Source organism: Streptomyces sp. NPDC059455 (assembly GCF_042750115.1).
GTDB classification, from domain to species: domain Bacteria; phylum Actinomycetota; class Actinomycetes; order Streptomycetales; family Streptomycetaceae; genus Streptomyces; species Streptomyces endocoffeicus.
Genome location: NZ_JBHYVB010000071.1, coordinates 20,419 through 41,196, shown reverse-complemented (window position 1 = coordinate 41,196; position 20,778 = coordinate 20,419). Strand labels below are relative to the sequence as shown.

The 20,778-nt window shown below is 70.5% G+C and carries 3 protein-coding genes; all 3 read left to right on the top strand.

The features are described 5' to 3' along the window. Positions 1-1,112 (top strand): KR domain-containing protein (locus ACFXB5_RS24735; protein ID WP_385211571.1); only part of this gene is annotated, 1,112 nt, incomplete at its 5' end. A gap of 85 nt (positions 1,113-1,197) precedes the next feature. Further along, positions 1,198-11,334: a type I polyketide synthase gene (locus tag ACFXB5_RS24730; protein WP_385211569.1), complete on the top strand. Its 10,137-nt coding sequence runs from the start codon at positions 1,198-1,200 to the stop codon at positions 11,332-11,334. Positions 11,335-11,359: 25 nt separating this feature from the next. After that, positions 11,360-20,778 (top strand): type I polyketide synthase (locus tag ACFXB5_RS24725; protein WP_385211567.1); only part of this gene is annotated, 9,419 nt, incomplete at its 3' end.

The following is a 20,778-nucleotide window of genomic DNA, read 5'->3' as shown; positions in this document are numbered from 1 at the left end:
TCCCCCACCCGGACACCGCGGTGATTGACCCGGCGGGGGTGCGCGACGACGCCGTGTCGGACGAACTCAATCCCCTGGTCGAGGTCCGTGTGCTGCGGCCCAAGGTCGACGCGGTGCTCAACCTGCACGAGCTGACCGCCGGCCTCGACCTGTCCGCGTTCGTGCTCTTCTCCTCGCTGTCCGGGATGCTCGGCGGCCCGGGCCAGGCCAACTACGCCGCCGCCAACGCCTTCCTGGACGCGTTCGCGCACCGGCGCCGGGCCGAGGGCCTTCCCGCCCAGTCACAGGCCTGGGGGCTGTGGGAGAAGCTCAGCGGCATGACGGGCAAGCTGGACGAGGCCAATACGCGGCGCATCGCCCGGGACGGAGTGATCCCGATGGCCTCCGAGGAGGCCCTGGCCCTGTTCGACGCCGCTTGCGGCATCGACGCGGCCATCCTGGTCCCGGCACGGCTCGACGCCTCGGCGTGGCGAGCCCAGGACGTGCCGATCCCGGCCCTGCTGCGAGGCATCATCCGGGCCACGGCTCGGCGCGGCCCCGCGAGGACGTCCACGGGCGGTTCCGGCGCCGACCCCGCCGACCTGCGTCGCCGTATCGGCTCGATGAAGCCCGCGGCGCGGCAGCAGGCGCTCCTGGAACTGGTGGCCGAGCACGCGGCCATGGCGCTGGGCCACGACGACGCTCGCATGATCGCCCCCGACCGCGGATTCCTCGATCTCGGCTTCGACTCGCTGACCGCGGTCGGACTGCGCAACCGGCTGGGCACGGTGACCGGCCTTCGGCTGCCCGCCACCCTGCTGTTCGACTACACGACGTCCAAGGCGCTGGCCGGGTATCTGGCGGAAGAACTCGTCACGGAGGAGCCGGAAGCATCGGTGGTGCTGCCGGTCCTGTCGGAGCTGGAGAAGCTGGAGAGCTCCTTTGCCGAGGTGGTGGCGGACGAAGCCGCGAGGACACGCCTCACAACACGCCTGCAGCAGGTGCTGGCGAAGCTGGCCGCAGGGCAGCAGACACAGACGACGAACGGTGGGGTCGCTGCCGCCGACAAGTTCGAGTCGGCGACCGACGACGAGATCTTCGACTTCCTCGACGAGGAGCTCGGAACGTCGTGACCGATACCCACCCCGTCCCTGGAAGTTACCGGCTGAAGGCTTTCAACCCCCGGTCTTGGGGTTCTCAGAGGAGTGACAAGAGGCAGTGAGCGACACCAAACTGCGCGATTACCTCAAGCGCGCGACGGCCAGTCTGCACGAGACTCGTCAGGAGCTGCGGGAACTCAAGGACAGGGACACGGAACCCATCGCGATCGTCGGCATGGGGTGCCGGTATCCCGGTGGGGTGGAGTCTCCGGAAGACCTGTGGGACCTGGTCGCCTCGGGCACTGACGCCATCTCCGCCTTCCCCGTGGACCGGGGATGGGACGAGGACCTGTACGACCCGGACCCGGAGAAGCCGGGCAAGAGCTACACCCGTGAGGGTGGGTTCGTGTACGACGCGAGCGGCTTCGACGCCGCGTTCTTCGGCATGAGCCCGCGCGAGGCGCTGGCGACCGATCCGCAGCAGCGGCTGCTGCTGGAGACCTCGTGGGAGGCGCTGGAGCGGGCGGGTATCGACCCGGCGTCCGTGCGCTCCAGCCGCACCGGCGTGTTCGTCGGTGTGCTTTACAACGACTACGGTTCTCGTATCCAGTCGATACCGGAGGGTTTCGAAGGCCACCTGGGCAACGGCAGCGCCGGAAGCGTCGCGTCCGGTCGCATCTCCTACACCTTCGGCTTCGAGGGCCCCGCGGTGACCGTGGACACGGCGTGCTCGTCGTCGCTCGTGGCGCTGCACCTGGCCGTGCAGGCGCTCCGCAAGGGCGACTGCTCGCTGGCGCTCGCCGGAGGCGTGTCCATGATGGCGACGCCACAGGCGTTCATCGAGTTCAGCCGTCAGCGGGGACTTTCCGCCGACGGCCGGTGCAAGCCGTTCTCGAACGAGGCGGACGGCACGGGCTGGTCCGAGGGCGTGGGGATGCTGCTCCTGGAGCGGCTGTCGGACGCGCGGCGCAACGGACACCAGGTACTGGCGGTGGTACGGGGCGTCGCCGTGAACCAGGACGGGGCGAGCAGCCGGTTGACTGCGCCGAACGGTCCCTCGCAGCAGCGGGTGATCCGCGACGCACTGCGGAACGCGGGCCTGTCGGCGGCCGATGTGGACGCGGTGGAGGCGCACGGCACGGGTACGACGCTGGGTGACCCGATTGAGGCGCAGGCTCTGCTGGCCACCTACGGCAAGGAGCGCCGTGGGGCGGACCGGCCGCTGTGGCTGGGGTCGTTGAAGTCGAACATGGGGCACACCCAGGCGGCCGCCGGCGTGGGTGGCGTCATGAAGATGGTGCTGGCGATGCGGCATGGTGTGCTGCCGAAGACGCTGCATGTCGGCGTTCCGTCGGAGCATGTGGACTGGTCGGCGGGGGCGGTCGAGTTGTTGACCGAGTCGCGGGTGTGGCCGGAGACGGGGGAACCGCGCAGGGTTGGTGTGTCGTCGTTCGGTGTGAGCGGGACCAACGCGCATGTGATCCTGGAGCAGGCTCCGGAGGTCGAGGCGGAGGTTGCCGAGGAGTCTGCCGGTGGTGGTGTCGCGGGTCCGGTGGCGTGGGTGGTGTCGGGCAAGAGTGACGTCGCGTTGCGGGCGCAGGCCGGGCGGTTGCGGGAGTTCGTGGCGGAGCGTCCGGAGCTGGGTGCCGCCGATGTGGCGCACTCCCTCGCGACGGCCAGGTCCGCGTTCCAGTACCGGGCCGTGGTGACCGGGACCGGCCGGGAGGAACTCCTCGAGCGCCTGGGTGCGTTGGCCGAGGATGCCAAGGCACCGGGCGTGGTTCGCGCGAGCGCCGTCGAGGCACCGGGCCGTTCGGTGTTCGTCTTCCCCGGCCAGGGGGCGCAGTGGGTCGGCATGGCCGTGGGGCTGCTGGAGTCTTCGCCGGTGTTCGCGGAGGCGATCGGTGAGTGTGAGTCGGCTCTGTCGGCGTATGTGGACTGGTCGTTGACGGATGTGCTGCGTGGGGTTGAGGGTGCTCCTGGTTTTGACCGGGTGGATGTGGTGCAGCCGGTGTTGTTCGCGGTGATGGTGTCGTTGGCGAAGTTGTGGCGTTCGGTGGGTGTGGAGCCGGATGCGGTGATGGGGCACAGTCAGGGTGAGATCGCGGCGGCGTGTGTGGCGGGTGCGTTGTCGCTGGAGGATGCCGCGAAGGTGGTGGCGTTGCGGTCGCAGGCGATCGCGGTGGGTCTTGCGGGTCGTGGTGGCATGGTGTCCGTCGGACTGCCGGTCGACCAGGTGGAAGAGCGTCTCGCCCGGTGGGGCGGTGCGATTTCCGTCGCGGCGGTGAACGGTCCGGGGTCGGTCGTGGTGTCGGGTGACCCGGGTGCGCTGGATGAGATGGTCGCCCAGCTGGAGGGCGAGGAGGTCCGGGTCCGCCGGGTTCCGGTGGACTACGCCTCGCACTCGGCGCATGTGGAGTCGATCCGTGAGGAGTTGCTGAAGGTTCTGGCGGATATCGCGCCGCGTTCGTCGGAGGTGCCGTTCTACTCGACGGTGTCCGGTGAGCTGGTGGACACCGCCGGTCTGGACGCGGAGTACTGGTACCGCAACCTGCGGCAGACGGTCGAGCTGGAGGCCACCACTCGCACGCTGCTGGATGCCGGCCACACCGCGTTCATCGAGGTGAGCCCGCATCCGGTGTTGACCCTGCCGGTGCAGCAGACCGTGGAGTCCGCTGAGGCGCAGGCGGTGGTCGTCGGCACGCTGCGACGGGACGAGGGTAGTCCTGAGCGGTTCCTGACCTCTGCCGCCGAGCTCTATGTCAGCGGGGTCGGCGTCGATTGGCGGAAGGTGTTCGCCGGCCACGGTGCCCGCCGCGTGGAATTGCCGACGTATGCCTTCCAGCGGGAGCGCTTCTGGCTCGAAGCGCCTGCGGGGGTGGGCGATGTAAGTTCGGTGGGGTTGGGCTCGCTGGGGCATCCGTTGCTGGGTGCGGTGGTGTCGTTGGCCAGTGGTGGCGGGGTGCTGCTGAGCGGGCGGCTGTCCTTGGCCACGCATGGGTGGCTGGCGGATCATGCCGTACACGGGGTGGTGTTGCTGCCCGGGACGGCGTTCATGGAGTTGGCGCTGCAGGCGGGCGATCAGGTCGGCTGTGGCCGGGTCGAGGAACTGATCCTGGAAGCGCCGCTGATCGTGCCTGAGAAGGGCCGGGTGCGCCTTCAGGTCGAGGTGGGCCAGGCGGATGCTTCCGGCTTCCGTGAGGTGAGTGTGTTCTCGCGGGAGGAAGCGGACGGTGAGGGCGCCACATGGGTGCGGCATGCCCATGGTGTGCTGGGTTCGGCTGCGGCCCTCTCCGAGGCGCGGTTCGACTTTGGTGTGTGGCCTCCGGTGGGGGCTGAGTCGGTTGATGTGTCGGGTGAGTATGCGCGGGCCGCGGAGAACGGGCTGGAGTATGGGCCGGTTTTCCAGGGGCTGAAGCGTGCGTGGCGGCGTGGCGACGAGGTGTTCGCGGAGGTCGAGCTGCCGGAGGGAGAGCGGGAGCGGGCGGGTCAGTTCGGGCTGCATCCGGCGTTGTTCGACGCGGCGTTGCACGCGTTGGGTGTGAGCGAGGGTCTGGGCGGTGGTTCGGGGAGTCTGCTGCCGTTCTCGTGGCGTGGGTTCGCTCTGGAGGCGGTGGGTGCGACCTCGCTGCGGGTGCGGCTGGCGCCGGTGGGTGCCGGGTCGGATGCGGTGTCGGTGCTGGTGGGGGATGAGTCGGGGCGTGGGGTGGCGGCGGTCGAGTCGCTGGTCCTGCGACCGGTTGCGGCCGATCAGCTGAACGCCGTGGCTGGGGCGGCGCGGGATGCGCTGTTCCGGGTCGAGTGGGTGGACGTGCCCGCGGCTGTGGTGGCGGGGGGTGAGGTCGCGCCGCGGACGGAGGTGACGCGGGTGGTCTCCGATGGTGTGGATGTGGTGGGTGAGACGTATGGGCGTGTGCTTGAGGTTGTGGAGCGGGCGCAGGGGTGGTTGGCGGACGAGGACCGTGCGGGTGAGCGGTTGGTGGTGGTGACCCGGGGCGCTGTCGATGCGGGCGATGGCGTAAGGGATTTGGCGGGGGCCGCGGTGTGGGGTCTGGTGCGGTCCGCGCAGGCGGAGAATCCCGGGCGCCTGGTGCTGGTGGACACCGATGATGTTGCGGGGGTGGCCGGTCTTCTTCCCGGGGTGCTGGCTTTGGGTGAGGAGCAGGTGGTGGTGCGGTCGGGTGCGGTGCGGGTGCCGCGTCTGGGCCGGTCGCTGCCTTCGGGTGATGCTCCGGAGTCGGGTGGGTTTGGTTCCGGTGCGGTGTTGGTGACGGGTGGTACGGGTGTGCTGGGCGGTTTGGTGGCGCGGCATCTGGTGGCCCGGCACGGTGTCGGGAAGTTGGTGCTGCTGTCCCGTCGTGGTGCGGATGCCGAGGGTGCGGCCGAGTTGCGGGCCGGGTTGGAGGCCGCCGGCGCCGAGGTGGTGGTCGCGGCGTGTGATGCCGCGGATCGTGAGGCTCTGGCTGGGGTGTTGTCGGGGTTGCCGGAGGGCTTTGGTCTGAGTGGTGTGGTGCATGCGGCGGGTGTGCTCGATGACGGGTTGCTGACGTCGTTGACGCGTGAGCGGGTCGAGCCGGTGTTGCGGGCGAAGGTGGACGCGGCGTGGAATCTGCATGAGCTGACCGCGGGGTTGGATCTGTCGGCGTTTGTGCTGTTCTCGTCGGCTACTGGTGTGCTGGGTGGTGCGGGGCAGAGCAACTACGCGGCGGCGAATGTGTTCCTGGACGGCCTGGCGTCGTGGCGCCGGACCCGGGGGCTTCCGGGTGTGTCGATGGCGTGGGGTCTGTGGGCCCAGGCCAGCGGCATGACCGGACACCTCGACAAGGAAGACCTGCGCAGGGTGTCGCGTTCGGGTCTGGTGCCGCTCTCCTCCGAGGAAGGGCTCGAACTGTTCGATGCCGCCCTGGCGTCGGATGAAAGCGTGCCGGTTCCGCTGCGGTTGGACGTCCCTGCGTTGCGTGCGCAGGGTGCCGAACTCCCCGCCTTTTTCCGCAACGTCGTGCCCAACGTGATGACGCGCCGCACCGCGCGATCGGAGCAGAGCGGAGGTCTTCCCGACGAACTGCGTCGACGCCTCGCGGGTCTGCCGCGGACAACGCAGGACGAGATGCTGTTGGAGCTGGTCCGCGTTCAGACCGCGGCGGCCCTTGGGCACGCCAACCCCGCGACGGTGAACACGGGGCAGCCCTTCAAGGACCTCGGCTTCGACTCACTGATGGCTGTCGACCTGCGGAATCGGCTCACCGCCGAGACCGGCCTGCGACTGTCTGCCACGTTGGTCTTCGACTATCCGACCCCGATGGCACTCGTCGGTCACCTGCGCGACGAGATCCTGGGGGGCGACGCTGTCATCACATCGGCGGGCGCGGGTGTGGTGGCCGCGGCAGGCGCACCGGTGGACAGCGACCCGATCGTGATCGTGAGCATGAGCTGCCGGCTCCCGGGCGGGGTGCGGACGCCGGAGGAACTGTGGCAGCTGGTGATGGCAGGCACCGATGCGGTGTCCGAGTTCCCGTCCAATCGCGGTTGGGATCTCGACGGGATGTACGACCCGGACCCGGATCGGGAGGGCACGTACTACGTACGCCACGGCGGATTCCTCCATGACGCCGACCAGTTCGACCCGGCGTTCTTCGGGATTTCGCCGCGTGAGGCGCTGTCGATGGACCCGCAGCAGCGGCTGCTGCTGGAGACGTCGTGGGAGGCGTTCGAGCGGGCGGGAATCGATCCGGTGGCCAACCGGGGCAGCCGATCCGGCGTATTCGTCGGTGTCATGTACAACGACTACGCCACTCGTCTGCAGGGGAACGCTCCGGAAGGCTTCGAGGGCTCCCTCGGTACCGGCAGCGCGGGCAGTGTCGCGTCCGGTCGTATCTCGTACACCTTGGGTCTCGAGGGGCCGGCGGTGACGGTGGACACGGCGTGTTCGTCGTCGCTGGTGGCGCTGCATATGGCGGCTCAGGCACTGCGTCAGGGCGAATGCGACCTGGCGCTGGCCGGCGGTGTCACGGTGATGTCGTCGCCGGGTGTGTTCGTGGAGTTCAGCCGTCAGCGGGGACTTTCTGTCGACGGCCGGTGCAAGCCGTTCTCGAACGAGGCGGACGGCACGGGCTGGTCCGAGGGCGTGGGGATGCTGCTCCTGGAGCGGCTGTCGGACGCCCGGCGCAAGGGCCACCCGGTGCTGGCGGTGGTCCGTGGCTCGGCGATCAACCAGGACGGCGCGAGCAACGGTCTGACGGCTCCCAATGGCCCGTCGCAGCAACGCGTGATCCGCCAGGCGCTGGCGAGCGCCGGCCTGTTGGCGGCCGACGTGGATGCCGTGGAGGGGCACGGGACCGGTACGCCTCTGGGCGACCCGATCGAGGCACAGGCAGTGCTGGCGACATACGGGCAAGGGCGCCCCGAGGGCCGGCCGCTGCTGTTGGGCTCGGTGAAGTCGAACCTCGGCCATCCGCAGGCGGCAGCCGGTGTGACGGGTGTGATCAAGATGGTGATGGCGATGCGGCACGGGACACTGCCGAAGACGCTGCATCTTGATGAGCCGTCGAAGGAGGTGGATTGGTCGGCGGGTGAGGTGCGACTGCTGACGGAAGCCACGAAGTGGCCGGAGACGGGCCATCCGCGTCGGGCCGGTGTGTCGTCGTTCGGCGTGAGCGGGACGAACGCGCACACCATTCTGGAACAGGCTCCGGAGGACGCGGCGGCCGATGCCGCCGAGACCGAGACGGTCGAGGGTCCGGTTGCGTGGGTGGTGTCGGGCCGCGGCGCGGCCGGCCTGCAGGCGCAGGCCGGGCGGTTGCGGGAGTTCGTGACGGCCCATCCGGAGCTGGGTGTTTCGGATGTGGCGCTGTCGCTGGCGACGACCAGGTCCTCGTTCGAGCATCGTGGTGTGGTGACCGGGGCTGATCGCGAGGAGCTCCTGACTCGACTGGGCGCGCTGGCCGGGAACGAGGCCGTCTCGGGTGTGACGCGTGGTGTGGCGGATGTGCGGGGTCGTTCGGTGTTTGTGTTCCCCGGTCAGGGGGCGCAGTGGGCCGGTATGGCGGTGGGGCTGCTGGAGTCCTCGCCGGTGTTCGCGGAGGCGATCGGCGAGTGTGAGACGGCTCTGTCGGCGTATGTGGACTGGTCGCTGACGGATGTGCTGCGTGGTGCCGAGGGTGCTCCTGGTTTTGACCGGGTGGATGTGGTGCAGCCGGTGTTGTTCGCGGTGATGGTGTCGCTGGCGAAGCTGTGGCGTTCGGTGGGTGTCGAGCCGGATGCCGTGATGGGCCACAGCCAGGGTGAGATCGCCGCGGCCTGCGTGGCGGGTGCGCTGTCGCTGGAGGACGCCGCGAAGGTGGTGGCGTTGCGGTCGCAGGCGATCGCTGTGGGTCTTGCGGGTCGTGGTGGCATGGTGTCGGTCGGTCTGTCGGCGGACTCGGCCAAGGAGCGTATCGCCGCCTGGGACGGCGCGATTTCGGTGGCCGCGGTCAACGGTCCCGGCTCGGTCGTGGTGTCGGGTGACCCCGGTGCGCTGGACGAGATGGTCGCCCAGCTGGAGAGCGAGGAGATCCGGGTCCGCCGGGTTCCGGTGGACTACGCCTCGCACTCCGCACACGTGGAGGCGATCCGTGAGCGGCTGCTGAAGGTCCTGGCGGACATCGCGCCGCGCTCCTCTGAAGTGCCGTTCTACTCCACGGTGACCGGCGAGCTGGTGGACACCGCCGGCCTGGACGCCGAGTACTGGTACCGCAACCTGCGGCAGACCGTCGAGCTGGAGGCCACCACCCGCACCCTGCTCGACAGCGGGCATGGCGTCTTCGTCGAGGCGAGCCCGCATCCCGTACTGATGCTGCCGTTGCAGCAGACCGTGGAGTCCGCCGGGGCGCGGGCGGTCGTCGTGGGTACGCTGCGGCGTGACGAGGGCGGCTTGGAGCAGTTCCTGACCTCCGCCGCCGAACTCCACGTCAGCGGGGCCGATGTCGAATGGCGGAAGGTGTTCGAGGGCCGCGGTGCCCGTCGGGTCGATTTGCCGACCTACGCCTTCCAGCGCCAGCGGTACTGGCTGGACGCGACGGTCGGCGAGGTGCCCGCCGGCGGCGAGGGGCTGGGCGCGGACGATGTGGACGCGCGGTTCTGGGAGGCCGTCGAGCGCGAGGACCTGGAGGCGCTGGTCCGCACGCTGGACGTGGCGGACGAGGAGCAGCAGTCGTCCTTGACCGCGTTGCTTCCGGCGCTGTCGTCGTGGCGTCGTCAGCGGCGTGAGCGGAGCACGGTGGACGGCTGGCGCTACAGCGCCGCCTGGACGCCTGTGGTGTCCGCCGCTGAGGCCACACTCACCGGTACCTGGCTGGTCGTCGTCCCCAAGGTCTGTGGTGACGACGCGTTGCTCGCCTCCGTGGTGGACGGTGTGGCCGGGCGTGGCGCGCAGGTGGTTCGTGTCGTCGTCGACGCGGCCGATGGCCGTGAGGCGATGACGGAGCGGCTGCGTGCGGCGCTCGACGAGGCGGGAGCGGACGCGGCAGGCGTGTCGGGTGTGTTCTCGCTGCTGGGGCTGGACGAGTCGGCGCACGGATCGTTCGAGGTGGTCCCGGCCGGGCTGGCGGCGACGGTGGGACTGGTCCAGGGGCTGGGCGACGCCGGTGTGGTGGCCCCGCTGTGGTGCGGGACGCAGGGCGCGGTGTCGGTGGGACGCTACGAACGGCTGGTGAGCCCGACCCAGGCGATGGTCTGGGGGCTGGGGCGGATCGTGGAAGTGGAGTATCCCCAGCGGTGGGGCGGTCTGATCGACCTGCCCGAGACGATGGACAGCCGTGCGGTGGACCGTCTGGCCGGTGTACTGGCCGGTGCGGAGGCCGAGAACCAGGTCGCGATACGTGGTTCGGGAGTGTTCGCCAACCGGCTGGTACGGGCCTCGGCGCCGGAGAGCACGACCGGGGACGGCTGGCGTCCGACTGGCTCGGTGCTGGTGACCGGTGGTACCGGTGCGCTGGGGGGTCATGTGGCGCGGTGGTTGGCGCGTACGGGTGCCGAACATCTGGTGCTGACCAGCCGTCGGGGTATGGAGGCCGAGGGCGCCGCCGAGTTGAAGGCGGAGCTGGAGGCCATCGGCGCCCGGGTGACGGTAGCGGCGTGTGACGCCGCGGACCGTGAGGCGCTGGCGGCCGTGCTGGAGGGGATTCCCGCACAGTCGCCGTTGAGCGCGGTGGTGCATACGGCGGGTGTGCTCGATGACGGTGTGATCGATGCGCTGACGGTTCAGCGGGCGGCCGGGGTATTGCGTCCGAAGGTGGACGCGGCGCGGAATCTGCATGAGCTGACCGCCGGGATGGATCTGTCGGCGTTCGTCCTGTTCTCCTCGGCGGCGGGCACGATAGGCGGCCCGGGACAGGGGAGTTACGCGGCGGGTAACGCGTTCCTGGACGCGCTGGCTGCGCAGCGGCGCGCGGACGGCCTTCCGGCGGTCTCCATCGCCTGGGGCGCCTGGGCCGAAAGTGGCATGGTGATCGATGGGGATCTCGAGGAGCACATGAAGCGGAGCGGTGTCGCTCCGATGGACCCGGAACTGGCGATCTCCGCGCTCCAGCGTGTTCTTGACCTGGACGAGACCTACGCGCTTGTGGTCGATGCCGCATGGGAGCGCTTCGGGGGGGAGGTGGGTGGCGCCCGGCCGACTCCGCTGCTGAGCGAGCTGATGAAGAGGCGGCAGTCCAACGCGTCGTCGGAGCCCTCGGACCCGGCACCGGACGAGTCGGCCGCGGCGGAGCTGCGTGCGGAGCTGGAGGGGCTCTCCTCGGCGAAGCGTCAGCGTTCCCTGCGCAAGCTGGTCCGGCAGCACGTCGCCGCGGTCCTGGTGCATGCGACTCCCGAGGCCGTCGAGAGCGACCAGTCGTTCAGGGAGCTGGGTTTCGACTCGCTGACGGCCGTTCAGCTCCGGAACCGACTGAGCGCGATCACCGGCCTGGAACTGCCGACCACGCTGGCATTCGACTACCCGAACCTCACTGTATTGGCCGAGCATCTGGAGACGAATATGTTTCCGCAGGCCGATGGGGCTGAGCTGACGGACCCGGAGGAGGACCGGATTCGTGAGGCGTTGGCCTCCATTCCGCTCGCGCGGTTCCGTGAAGCCGGACTGATGGACGCCCTACTGGAACTTGCCCAGATCTCGGACAGCGGTTCTGAGCTGGAGCCCCAAGAAGGAATGAACAGCGCGGTCGACGCGATGGATGTCGACGACCTCGTCCAGAGGGCACTGGGCGGCGCAGACCTCTGATGTTTTTGGAAGTGTGGAGCTACTGATGGCTACGTCCTCCGAGAGAGTTGTCGAAGCGCTGCGCGATTATTTGCGGGAAAACGACCGCCTCAAGCTACAGAATCAGCGTCTGGTCGCGGCGTCGCGTGAGCCCATTGCCATTGTCGGGATGAGCTGTCGTTTTCCTGGGGGCGTGCACACCCCGGAGCAACTGTGGCAACTCGTCGTCGATGGCGTCGACGCCATCTCCGGGTTTCCGACGAATCGTGGCTGGGACACCGAGGGGCTGTACCACCCGGACCCGGACAATCCGGGGACGAGTTACGCCCGAGAGGGCGGCTTCTGCTACGAGGCTGACGAGTTCGACCCGCAGTTCTTCGGAATATCTCCCCGTGAGGCTGTGGCGACTGACCCGCAGCAGCGGTTGGTGCTCGAAGCGTCATGGGAGGCGTTCGAGCGAACCGGCATTGACCCACTGTCTCTGCGGGGCAAGCCGGTCGGGGTTTTCGTCGGCACGAACGGTCAGGACTACTCGACTCATCTTCTCGAGGCAGGAGGTGGGCTCGAGGGCTATCTGACGGGTAGCGCGGTCAGCGTGGTGTCGGGGCGTATTTCCTACACCTTGGGTCTTGAGGGGCCCGCGGTGTCGGTGGACACGGCGTGTTCGGCTTCGCTGGTGTCGCTGCACATGGCCATGCAGGCGCTGCGGCAGGGCGAGTGTGAACTGGCGCTGGCCGGTGGTGTGTCGGTGATGTCGACGCCGGGTGCCTTCGTGGAGTTCAGCCGGCAACGGGGACTCGCCCCTGATGGCCGGTGCAAGCCGTTCGCGGAGGCGGCGGATGGCACCGGCTGGTCCGAGGGCGTCGGCATGCTCCTCGTGGAGCGGCTGTCGGACGCGCGCAAGAATGGTCACCCGGTGCTGGCGATCGTCCGGGGTTCGGCGATCAACCAGGACGGCGCGTCGAACGGTCTGACGGCGCCCAACGGCCCGTCGCAGCAGCGGGTGATCCGTCAGGCGCTGGCGAGTGCGGGGTTGTCGGCGTCTGAGGTGGACGCGGTGGAGGCGCACGGTACGGGTACCACGTTGGGTGACCCGATCGAGGCGCAGGCGCTGCTGGCGACGTATGGCAAGGAGCGGTCGGCGGACAGTCCGCTGTGGCTTGGTGCCATCAAGTCGAACATCGGCCATAGCCAGGCCGCTGCTGGTGTCGCGGGTGTCATCAAGATGGTGATGGCGATGCGGCACGGTGTGCTGCCGAAGACGTTGCATGTGGATGAGCCGTCGCGGCAGGTGGACTGGTCCGCGGGCGAGGTGCGCCTGCTGACCGAGACCACCGCGTGGCCGGAGACGGACCGACCGCGCCGGGCGGGTATCTCCTCGTTCGGGGTGAGCGGGACCAACGCGCACACCATCATCGAGCAGGCTCCGGAAGCCGACCGTGATGGACAACCCGAGACGGTGGCCCCCGGGGCGGACGGGGCCAAGCGGTCCGTCGCCCTGCCCTGGCTGCTGTCCGGCAAGAGCGCGGAGGCGCTCGCCGCCCAGGCCGGCCGGCTCCACGCCCATCTGAGCGCCCACTCGGAGTCGGCGCTGACGGACGTCGGCTTCTCCCTGGCCACGACCCGTTCGGCCTTCGAGCACCGTGCGGCGCTGGTCGCCGGGGACCGGGACGAGTTCCTCCGCGGCCTGAAGGCTCTGGCCACCGGCGAGAACACGGCTCAGATCATTCAGGGCACGACACGGGTCGAGGACACCCTCGCGTTCTTGTTCTCGGGCCAGGGTGCGCAGCGCCTGGGCATGGGGCGGGAGCTGTATGACGCCTTCCCGGTGTTCGCGCAGGCGCTGGACGAGGTGTGTGCGCACCTGGACGGGCTGCTGGACCGTTCGCTGCGGGACGTGATGTTCGCGGCGGAGGGCAGTGCGGATGCCGAGCTGCTGGATCAGACGGCGTTCACCCAGCCGGCGCTGTTCGCGATCGAGGTGGCGCTGTTCCGGCTGCTGGAGCACTTCGGCGTCACCCCGGATGTCCTCATCGGCCACTCGGTGGGCGAGATCGCGGCCGCGCATGTGGCGGGGGTGTTCTCGCTGGAGGACGCGTGCACGCTGATCGCGGCCCGCGGTCGGCTGATGCAGGCGCTGCCCGAGGGCGGCGCCATGGTGGCGGTGCAGGCGTCGGAGGAGGAGATCGCTCCGTCGCTGGCCGGTCGTGAGGCCGAGGTGAGCCTCGCCGCCGTCAACGGGCCCACCGCCGTGGTCATCGCCGGTGACGAGGGAGCGGCGCTGGAGATCGCCGAACGGTGGGCGGAGCAGGGCCGCAAGACCCGCCGGCTGAAGGTCAGCCACGCCTTCCACTCTCCGCGTATGGACGCGATGCTGGCCGACTTCCGCAAGGTCGTCGAAGGGCTCTCGTTCGCCGCGCCCTCCATCGATCTGGTCTCCAATGTGACCGGCCGGGTGGCCTCGGACGACGAGGTGTGTTCGCCGGAGTACTGGGTGCGGCATGTGCGGGAGGCCGTGCGCTTCCTGGACGGAGTGCGGGCACTCGAGGGACAGGGCGTGACCACCCTCCTGGAGGTGGGTCCCGACGGTGTGCTCTCGGCGATGGCGCAGGACTGCCTGTCGGGACGGTCCGAGTCCGCCTCGGCGCCCGTGATCGTGCCGGGGCTGCGCAAGGACCGCTCGGAGGTCGTGGCCCTGACCACGGCGCTGGCCAGGCTGCACGTTCACGGGTCCGCCGTCGACTGGACCTCGGTCTTCGACGGTCTCGGGGCCCGCAGGGTCGACTTGCCGACCTACGCCTTCCAGCGTCGGCGCTACTGGGCCGAGAAGGCCACCGATGCGGCCGGTGCCGATGTCGGCATCCGCCACGAGGTGGATGCGCGGTTCTGGCAGGCCGTGGAGCGGGAGGACCTCGAATCGCTGGCGAGGACGCTGGACTTCGAGGACGAGGCGTCGCTGGGTGCGGTGCTGCCCGCGTTGTCGGCGTACTGGCGCAGCAGCCGCGATCAGTCGACGATCGACGGCTGGCGCTACCGGGTGTCGTGGAAGCCGGTCCCGGACGCGGCCGAGGGGTCGTTGTCGGGGACGTGGCTGGTGGTGGTTCCGGCGTCCCGTGCCGAGGACGAGCTGGTCCCGGGGGTTGTCGCCGGGCTCGAGCGGCACGGTGCGGGTGTGGTGTCGCTCGTGCTGGACGAGCGGGACCTGGACGCAGGCGTGCTGGCGGGGCGGCTGCGTGAGGTGGCCGGGCAGACGCCTGAGCTGGGTGGTGTTCTGTCGCTGCTCGCCCTGGACGAGGAGCCCTGCCCGGGGCATCCGGCACTGTCGGGTGGTTATGCGCGAAGCCTGGTGCTGGCGCAGGCGATGGTCGAGGCGGATGTTCCGGCGCGGTTGTGGTGCGGTACGCGTGGCGCGGTGTCGGTGGGGCGCTGGGATCGGCTGACCGGCGCGGTGCAGTCGCAGGTCTGGGGTCTGGGACGGGTGGTGGCGCTGGAGCACTCCGCGGTGTGGGGCGGTCTGGTGGATCTGCCCGAGTCGCTGGATGAGCGCGGTGCGGCGCGGCTGGCCGGTGTGCTGTCCGCCGGGGATGGCGAGGACCAGGTCGCGATCCGTGGCTCGGGGGCGTTCGCCAGGCGTCTGGTGCGGGCTGACGCGGGTGTGGGAGCGGAGCGGCCGTGGCGGGCGCGTGGCACGGTGCTGGTGACCGGTGGCACCGGCGCGCTGGGCGGCCAGGTGGCCGGTTGGCTGGCGCGCGGCGGTGCCGAGCATCTGGTGCTGACCAGCCGACGCGGCCTCGACGCGCCGGGCGCTGCCGAACTGCGCGATGAGCTCGAGATGCTGGGCGCGCGGGTGACCGTGGTGGCGTGTGATGTGACGGACCGTGACGCGTTGGCCGCTGTCCTGGCCGACGTCCCGGAGGAGTTTCCGCTCAGCGCGGTGTTCCACGCGGCGGGTGTGGAGCAGGCGGCCGAGCTTCTGGGGATGAGCCTGGCGGACGCGGCGTCGGTGGTGTCCGGGAAGGCCGCGGGGGCCGCGTACCTGGATGAGCTGCTGGGCGACCGAGAGCTCGACGCGTTCGTGGTCTTCTCGTCGATCGCCGGTGTGTGGGGCAGTGGTGGCCAGGCCGCGTACAGCGCCGCCAACGCCTATCTGGACGCGCTGGTGGAGGACCGCCGTGCGCGGGGCCTCGCCGGTACCGCCGTGGCCTGGGGCCCCTGGGCCGAGGGCGGTATGGCGGCCGCGGAGGGGGCGGAACGGGAACTCGCCCGTCGTGGCCTGCTCGTCATGGCTCCGGCGCTGGCCATTGCCGCCTTGCAGGGCGCGATCGCGGGTGACGACGGTGTGGTGACGGTCGCCGATATGGACTGGGAGCGGTTCGCCCCCTCGTTCACCCTGGGGCGGCCGAGCCCGTTGATCGGTGACCTCCCCGAGGTCGCGAGGGTGCTCGAGGTCTCGACCGGGTCCGGCGGTGCGGACGCTTCGGCGGGCCTGCGGGAGCGGTTGGCGGGGCTGACCGAGGCCGAGACCGACCGGGCCCTGCTCGACCTGGTGCGTGGCCATGTGGCCGCGGTCCTCGGGTTCACCGGTGGGGAGACGGTCGACGCCGAGCGTGCCTTCAAGGAGCTGGGCTTCGACTCGCTGACGGCGGTGGAGCTCCGTAACCGGCTGAACGCGGAGACCGGGCTGGCGCTTTCGGCGACGCTGGTCTTCGACTACCCGAACGCGTCGATCCTGGCGGACCACCTGCGTGCCGAGGTGCTGGGCACGCGGGGTGCGGTGGCCGCGCCGGTGGCGGTGGCGGCTCCGGTCGATGACGATCCGATCGCGATCGTCGGCATGAGCTGCCGCTTCCCGGGCGGGGTACACAGCCCGGAGGACCTGTGGCAGCTGGTGGCCGGCGGTGGCGACGCCATCTCCGAATTCCCGTCCAACCGCGGGTGGGACGTGGACGGGATGTACGACCCGGATCCCGAGCGCTCGGGCACGTTCTACTCGCGCGAGGGCGGATTCCTGCACGAGGCGGGCGAGTTCGACGCGGGGTTCTTCGGGATCTCGCCGCGTGAGGCGCTCGCCATCGATCCGCAGCAGCGGCTGCTGCTGGAGACCTCGTGGGAGGTGTTCGAGCGCGCCGGTATCGCTCCCACGTCCGTGCGCGGCAACCAGATCGGCGTGTTTGTGGGGGCCGCCTCCTCGGGCTACGGGTCCGGTGCCAACGAGCTGGCCGCGGAGCTGGAAGGTCAGCTGCTGACCGGTAACGCGACATCGGTCGTGTCCGGTCGTATCTCCTACACCTTGGGCCTCGAGGGGCCCGCGATGACGATGGACACCGCCTGCTCGTCGTCGCTGGTCGCCCTGCACCAGGCCGCGCAGGCGCTGCGCCAGGGCGAGTGCGATATGGCGCTCGCCGGCGGTGTGACCGTGCTGGCCACGCCGGCGGCCTTTGTGGAGTTCAGCCGCCAGCGCGGCCTGGCTCCCAACGGCCGCTGCAAGCCGTTCGCGGACGCCGCGGACGGCACGGGCTGGTCCGAGGGTGTCGGCATGCTGCTGGTGGAGCGGCTGTCCGATGCCGAGCGCAACGGCCACCAGGTGCTGGCGATCGTGCGCGGCTCGGCGGTGAACCAGGATGGCGCGTCGAATGGTCTGACGGCGCCGAACGGCCCCTCGCAGCAGCGGGTCATCCGGCAGGCGCTGGCGAACGCCCGCCTGTCGGCCGCCGAGGTGGACACGGTGGAGGCGCACGGCACCGGCACCATGCTCGGTGACCCGATCGAGGCGCAGGCGCTGCTCGCGACGTACGGTCAGGAGCGGCCGGAGGGCCGTCCGCTGTGGCTGGGCGCGCTGAAGTCGAACATCGGTCATACGCAGGCCGCCGCCGGTGTCGCCGGGATCATCAAAATGGTGATGGCGATGCGACACGGGGTGCTGCCGAAGACGCTGCATGTGGACGAGCCGTCGCGGCAGGTGGACTGGTCGGCGGGTGAGGTGCGGCTGCTGACCGAGGCCACCGAGTGGCCGGAGACGGGTCAGCCGCGCCGGGCCGGTGTGTCGGCGTTCGGCGTGAGCGGTACCAACGCGCACACCATCATCGAGCAGGCCCCGGTGTACGACGAGGTGGTGCGGGACGAGGCTCCCGCCGAGGACCACGGCGTCCTTCCCTGGGCGCTCTCCGGCCGGAGCCCGGAAGCCCTGCGCGCCCAGGCCGAACGACTGAGGTCGCGTCTGATGGAGCGCACCGAACTGGGCGCGCTGGATGTGGGCTACTCGCTGGTGACGACGCGCTCGGACCTCGAACACCGTGCGGTGGTCACGGGCGCGGATCGCGCCGAACTGCTTCGCGGGCTCGAGGCCGTCGCGGCCGGTGAGACCGCCCCGGGAGTGGTCCGGTCCGCCGCGCGTACGTCGGGTTCGACGGCGTTCCTGTTCTCGGGTCAGGGTGCGCAGCGCCTGGGCATGGGGCGGGAGTTGTACGAGGCGTTCCCGGTGTTCGCGCGGGCGCTGGACGAGGTGTGCGCACATCTGGATGTGCTGCTGGACCGTCCGCTGATGGACGTGATGTTCGCGGCGGAGGGCAGTGCGGATGCCGAGTTGCTGGATCAGACGGTGTTCACCCAGCCCGCGCTGTTCGCGGTCGAGGTGGCGCTGTTCCGGCTGCTGGAGCACTGGGGTGTGTCCCCGGATGTGGTGATCGGTCACTCCATCGGTGAGATCGCGGCGGCGTATGTGGCGGGGGTGTTCTCGCTGGAGGACGCGTGCGCGCTGGTGGCGGCTCGTGGCCGGCTGATGCAGGCGCTGCCCGAGGGCGGCGCGATGGTCGCCATCGAGGCGTCGGAGGAGGAGGTCGCTCCGTCGCTGGCCGGTCGTGCGGCCGAGGTGAGCATCGCCGCCATCAACGGCCCGACCTCCGTCGTCATCGCGGGTGATGAGGCGGCGGCGCTGGAGATCGCCGGGCAGTGGGCGGAGCAGGGCCGTAAGACCCGTCGGCTGAAGGTCAGTCACGCGTTCCACTCGCCACGTATGGACGCGATGCTCGGCGACTTTCGCAAGGTCGTCGAGGGGCTGTCGTTCGCGCCGCCCTCGATCGCGCTGGTGTCCAATGTGACGGGCAAGTCGGCGGGCGCCGACGAGGTGTGCTCACCGGACTACTGGGTGCGGCATGTGCGGGAGGCCGTGCGGTTCGCGGACGGAGCACGGGCACTCGAGACGCAGGGCGTGACCACCTTCCTGGAGGTGGGCCCCGACGGTGTGCTCTCGGCGATGACGCGGGATTGCCTGACGGCGGATGCGTTGGCCTCGGTCGTCGTGCCGGCACTGCGCAAGGACCGCCCGGAGGCCCATGCGCTGACGGCGGCTCTGGCCGAACTCCACGCCCACGGCGTCACCGTCGACTGGGAACAGCTCTTCGCCGGACGCGGTGCGCGGAAGGTCGAACTGCCCACCTATGCCTTCCAGCGACAGCGCTACTGGCTGGAGGTCGGGGGCGGTGCGTCGGGTGGCTCCACCGGTGCCGACAGCGTGGACGCCCGGTTCTGGGAAGCGGTTGAGCGCGAGGACCTGGAGGCTCTCGCCGAGGCGCTGGACGTTGACGGGGAGGGCTCGCTGAGCGAGTTGCTGCCCGCGCTGTCGTCGTACCGTCGGCAGCAGCGTGACGCGGCCACGGTCGACGGCTGGCGTTACCGCGTCTCCTGGAAGCCGGTTGCGGACATGGCCACCGGGTCCCTGCCGGGGACCTGGCTGATAGTGGTACCGGCCGGACTGGCGGACAGCGACGTCACCACGTCGATCCGCCATGGATTCGAGAAGTACGGCGCCCGGGCGGTACCGGTGGCGGTTGCCGCCGACACGGACACCGACGGGCTGGCCCGAGCAGTGCTCGCCGCGTGCGACGGTGAGTCCGAGATCGGCGTGTTGTCGTTGCTCGGCTTGGACGAGGAGCCCCTCGTCGAGGAGCCGGTGGTCGCGGCCGGACTCGCGCTGACCCTGCGGTTGGTGCAGGCCCTGGCCGGGCTGGACATGGACGTTCGGCTGTGGTGCGCCTCGCGGGGCGCGGTCTCGGTGGGGCGTTCCGACCGGCTCACCAGCCCGGTGCAGGCGGAGGTGTGGGGCCTTGGCCGGGTCGCCGCCCTGGAGCACCCCCGGATCTGGGGTGGCCTGGTCGATCTGCCCGAGGTACTCGACGAGCGTGCCGTGGGGCGGCTGGCCGGTGTGCTGTCCGCCGAGGGCGCCGAGGACCAGGCGGCGGTGCGGGGCTCCGGAGTGTTCGTCCGGCGGCTGGCGCGTGTCGCGTCGTCGGGCGGCGGAGCCTGGCGGCCGACCGGCTCGGTTCTGGTGACCGGTGGTACGGGAGCGTTGGGCGCGCATGTGGCCCGTTGGGCGGTGCGCGAGGGCGCGGAGCACATCGTCCTCACCAGCCGCCGCGGCTTGGCGGCCGACGGTGCGCCCGAGCTCAAGGCGGAACTCGAGGCCATGGGCGCGCTGGTCTCCGTGGCCGCGTGTGATGTGGCCGACCGCGAAGCGCTCGCCGAGCTGCTGGCGGGGATCCCCGAGGAGTTCCCCCTGCGCGGAGTGGTGCACGCGGCCGGTGTGCTGGATGACGGTGTGCTGGACGGTCTGTCCGTCGACCGGGTCGCCGGGGTGCTCGGCGCGAAGGTGGCGGGCGCGCGGCAGCTGCACGAACTGACGGCACATCTGGATCTCGACGCGTTCGTGCTGTTCTCGTCGTTCGCCGGTGTCATGGGCGGCGCCGGACAGGGTGCCTACGCGGCGGCCAACGCCCACCTGGACGCGCTCGCGGTGGTGCGCCGTGGTGCCGGACTCGCCGGTACGGCGGTCGCCTGGGGGCCGTGGGCCGAGGCCGGTATGGCCGTGGAGGGCCGTGCCGGGGAACGGGTGCACGGTGGCATGGTGGCCGCGATGGACCCGGCGCTGGCCGTGGCGGCACTCGGTTGGGCCGTCGGCCATGACGAGGCGGCACTCGTCGTCGCGGACGTCGACTGGGAGCGCCTGGCCTCGGCACATGCCGCGTCCGGCGGCGGTGCTTTCATCAGCGACATCCCCGAGGCGCACAAGCACCTGACCGCGGTCGAGGGCGGTGCCGAGGCGGAAGCCGCCACCTTCGCCCAGAAGCTGGCCGGGCTGTCGGCGACCGAGCGGAACCAGGCCGTACTGGAACTGGTACGGGGGCACGCGGCCGCAGTGCTCGGCCATGCCTCGGCGGAGTCGGTCGAGCCCGGCCGGGCCTTCCGCGACCTCGGGTTCGACTCGCTCACCGCGGTCGAGCTGCGCAACCGGCTGGACATCGCGACGGGGCTGCGTCTCCCGGCCACGCTGGTCTTCGACTACCCGAGCGCCGTCGAACTGGCCGACTACCTGGACGCCGAGGCGTTCGGCACCGCCCAGCCGGCCGGGGCGGCGGCCGGGCCGGGGGGCGGTGGCGGGGACGTTGAACCGATCGCGATCGTCGCGATTAG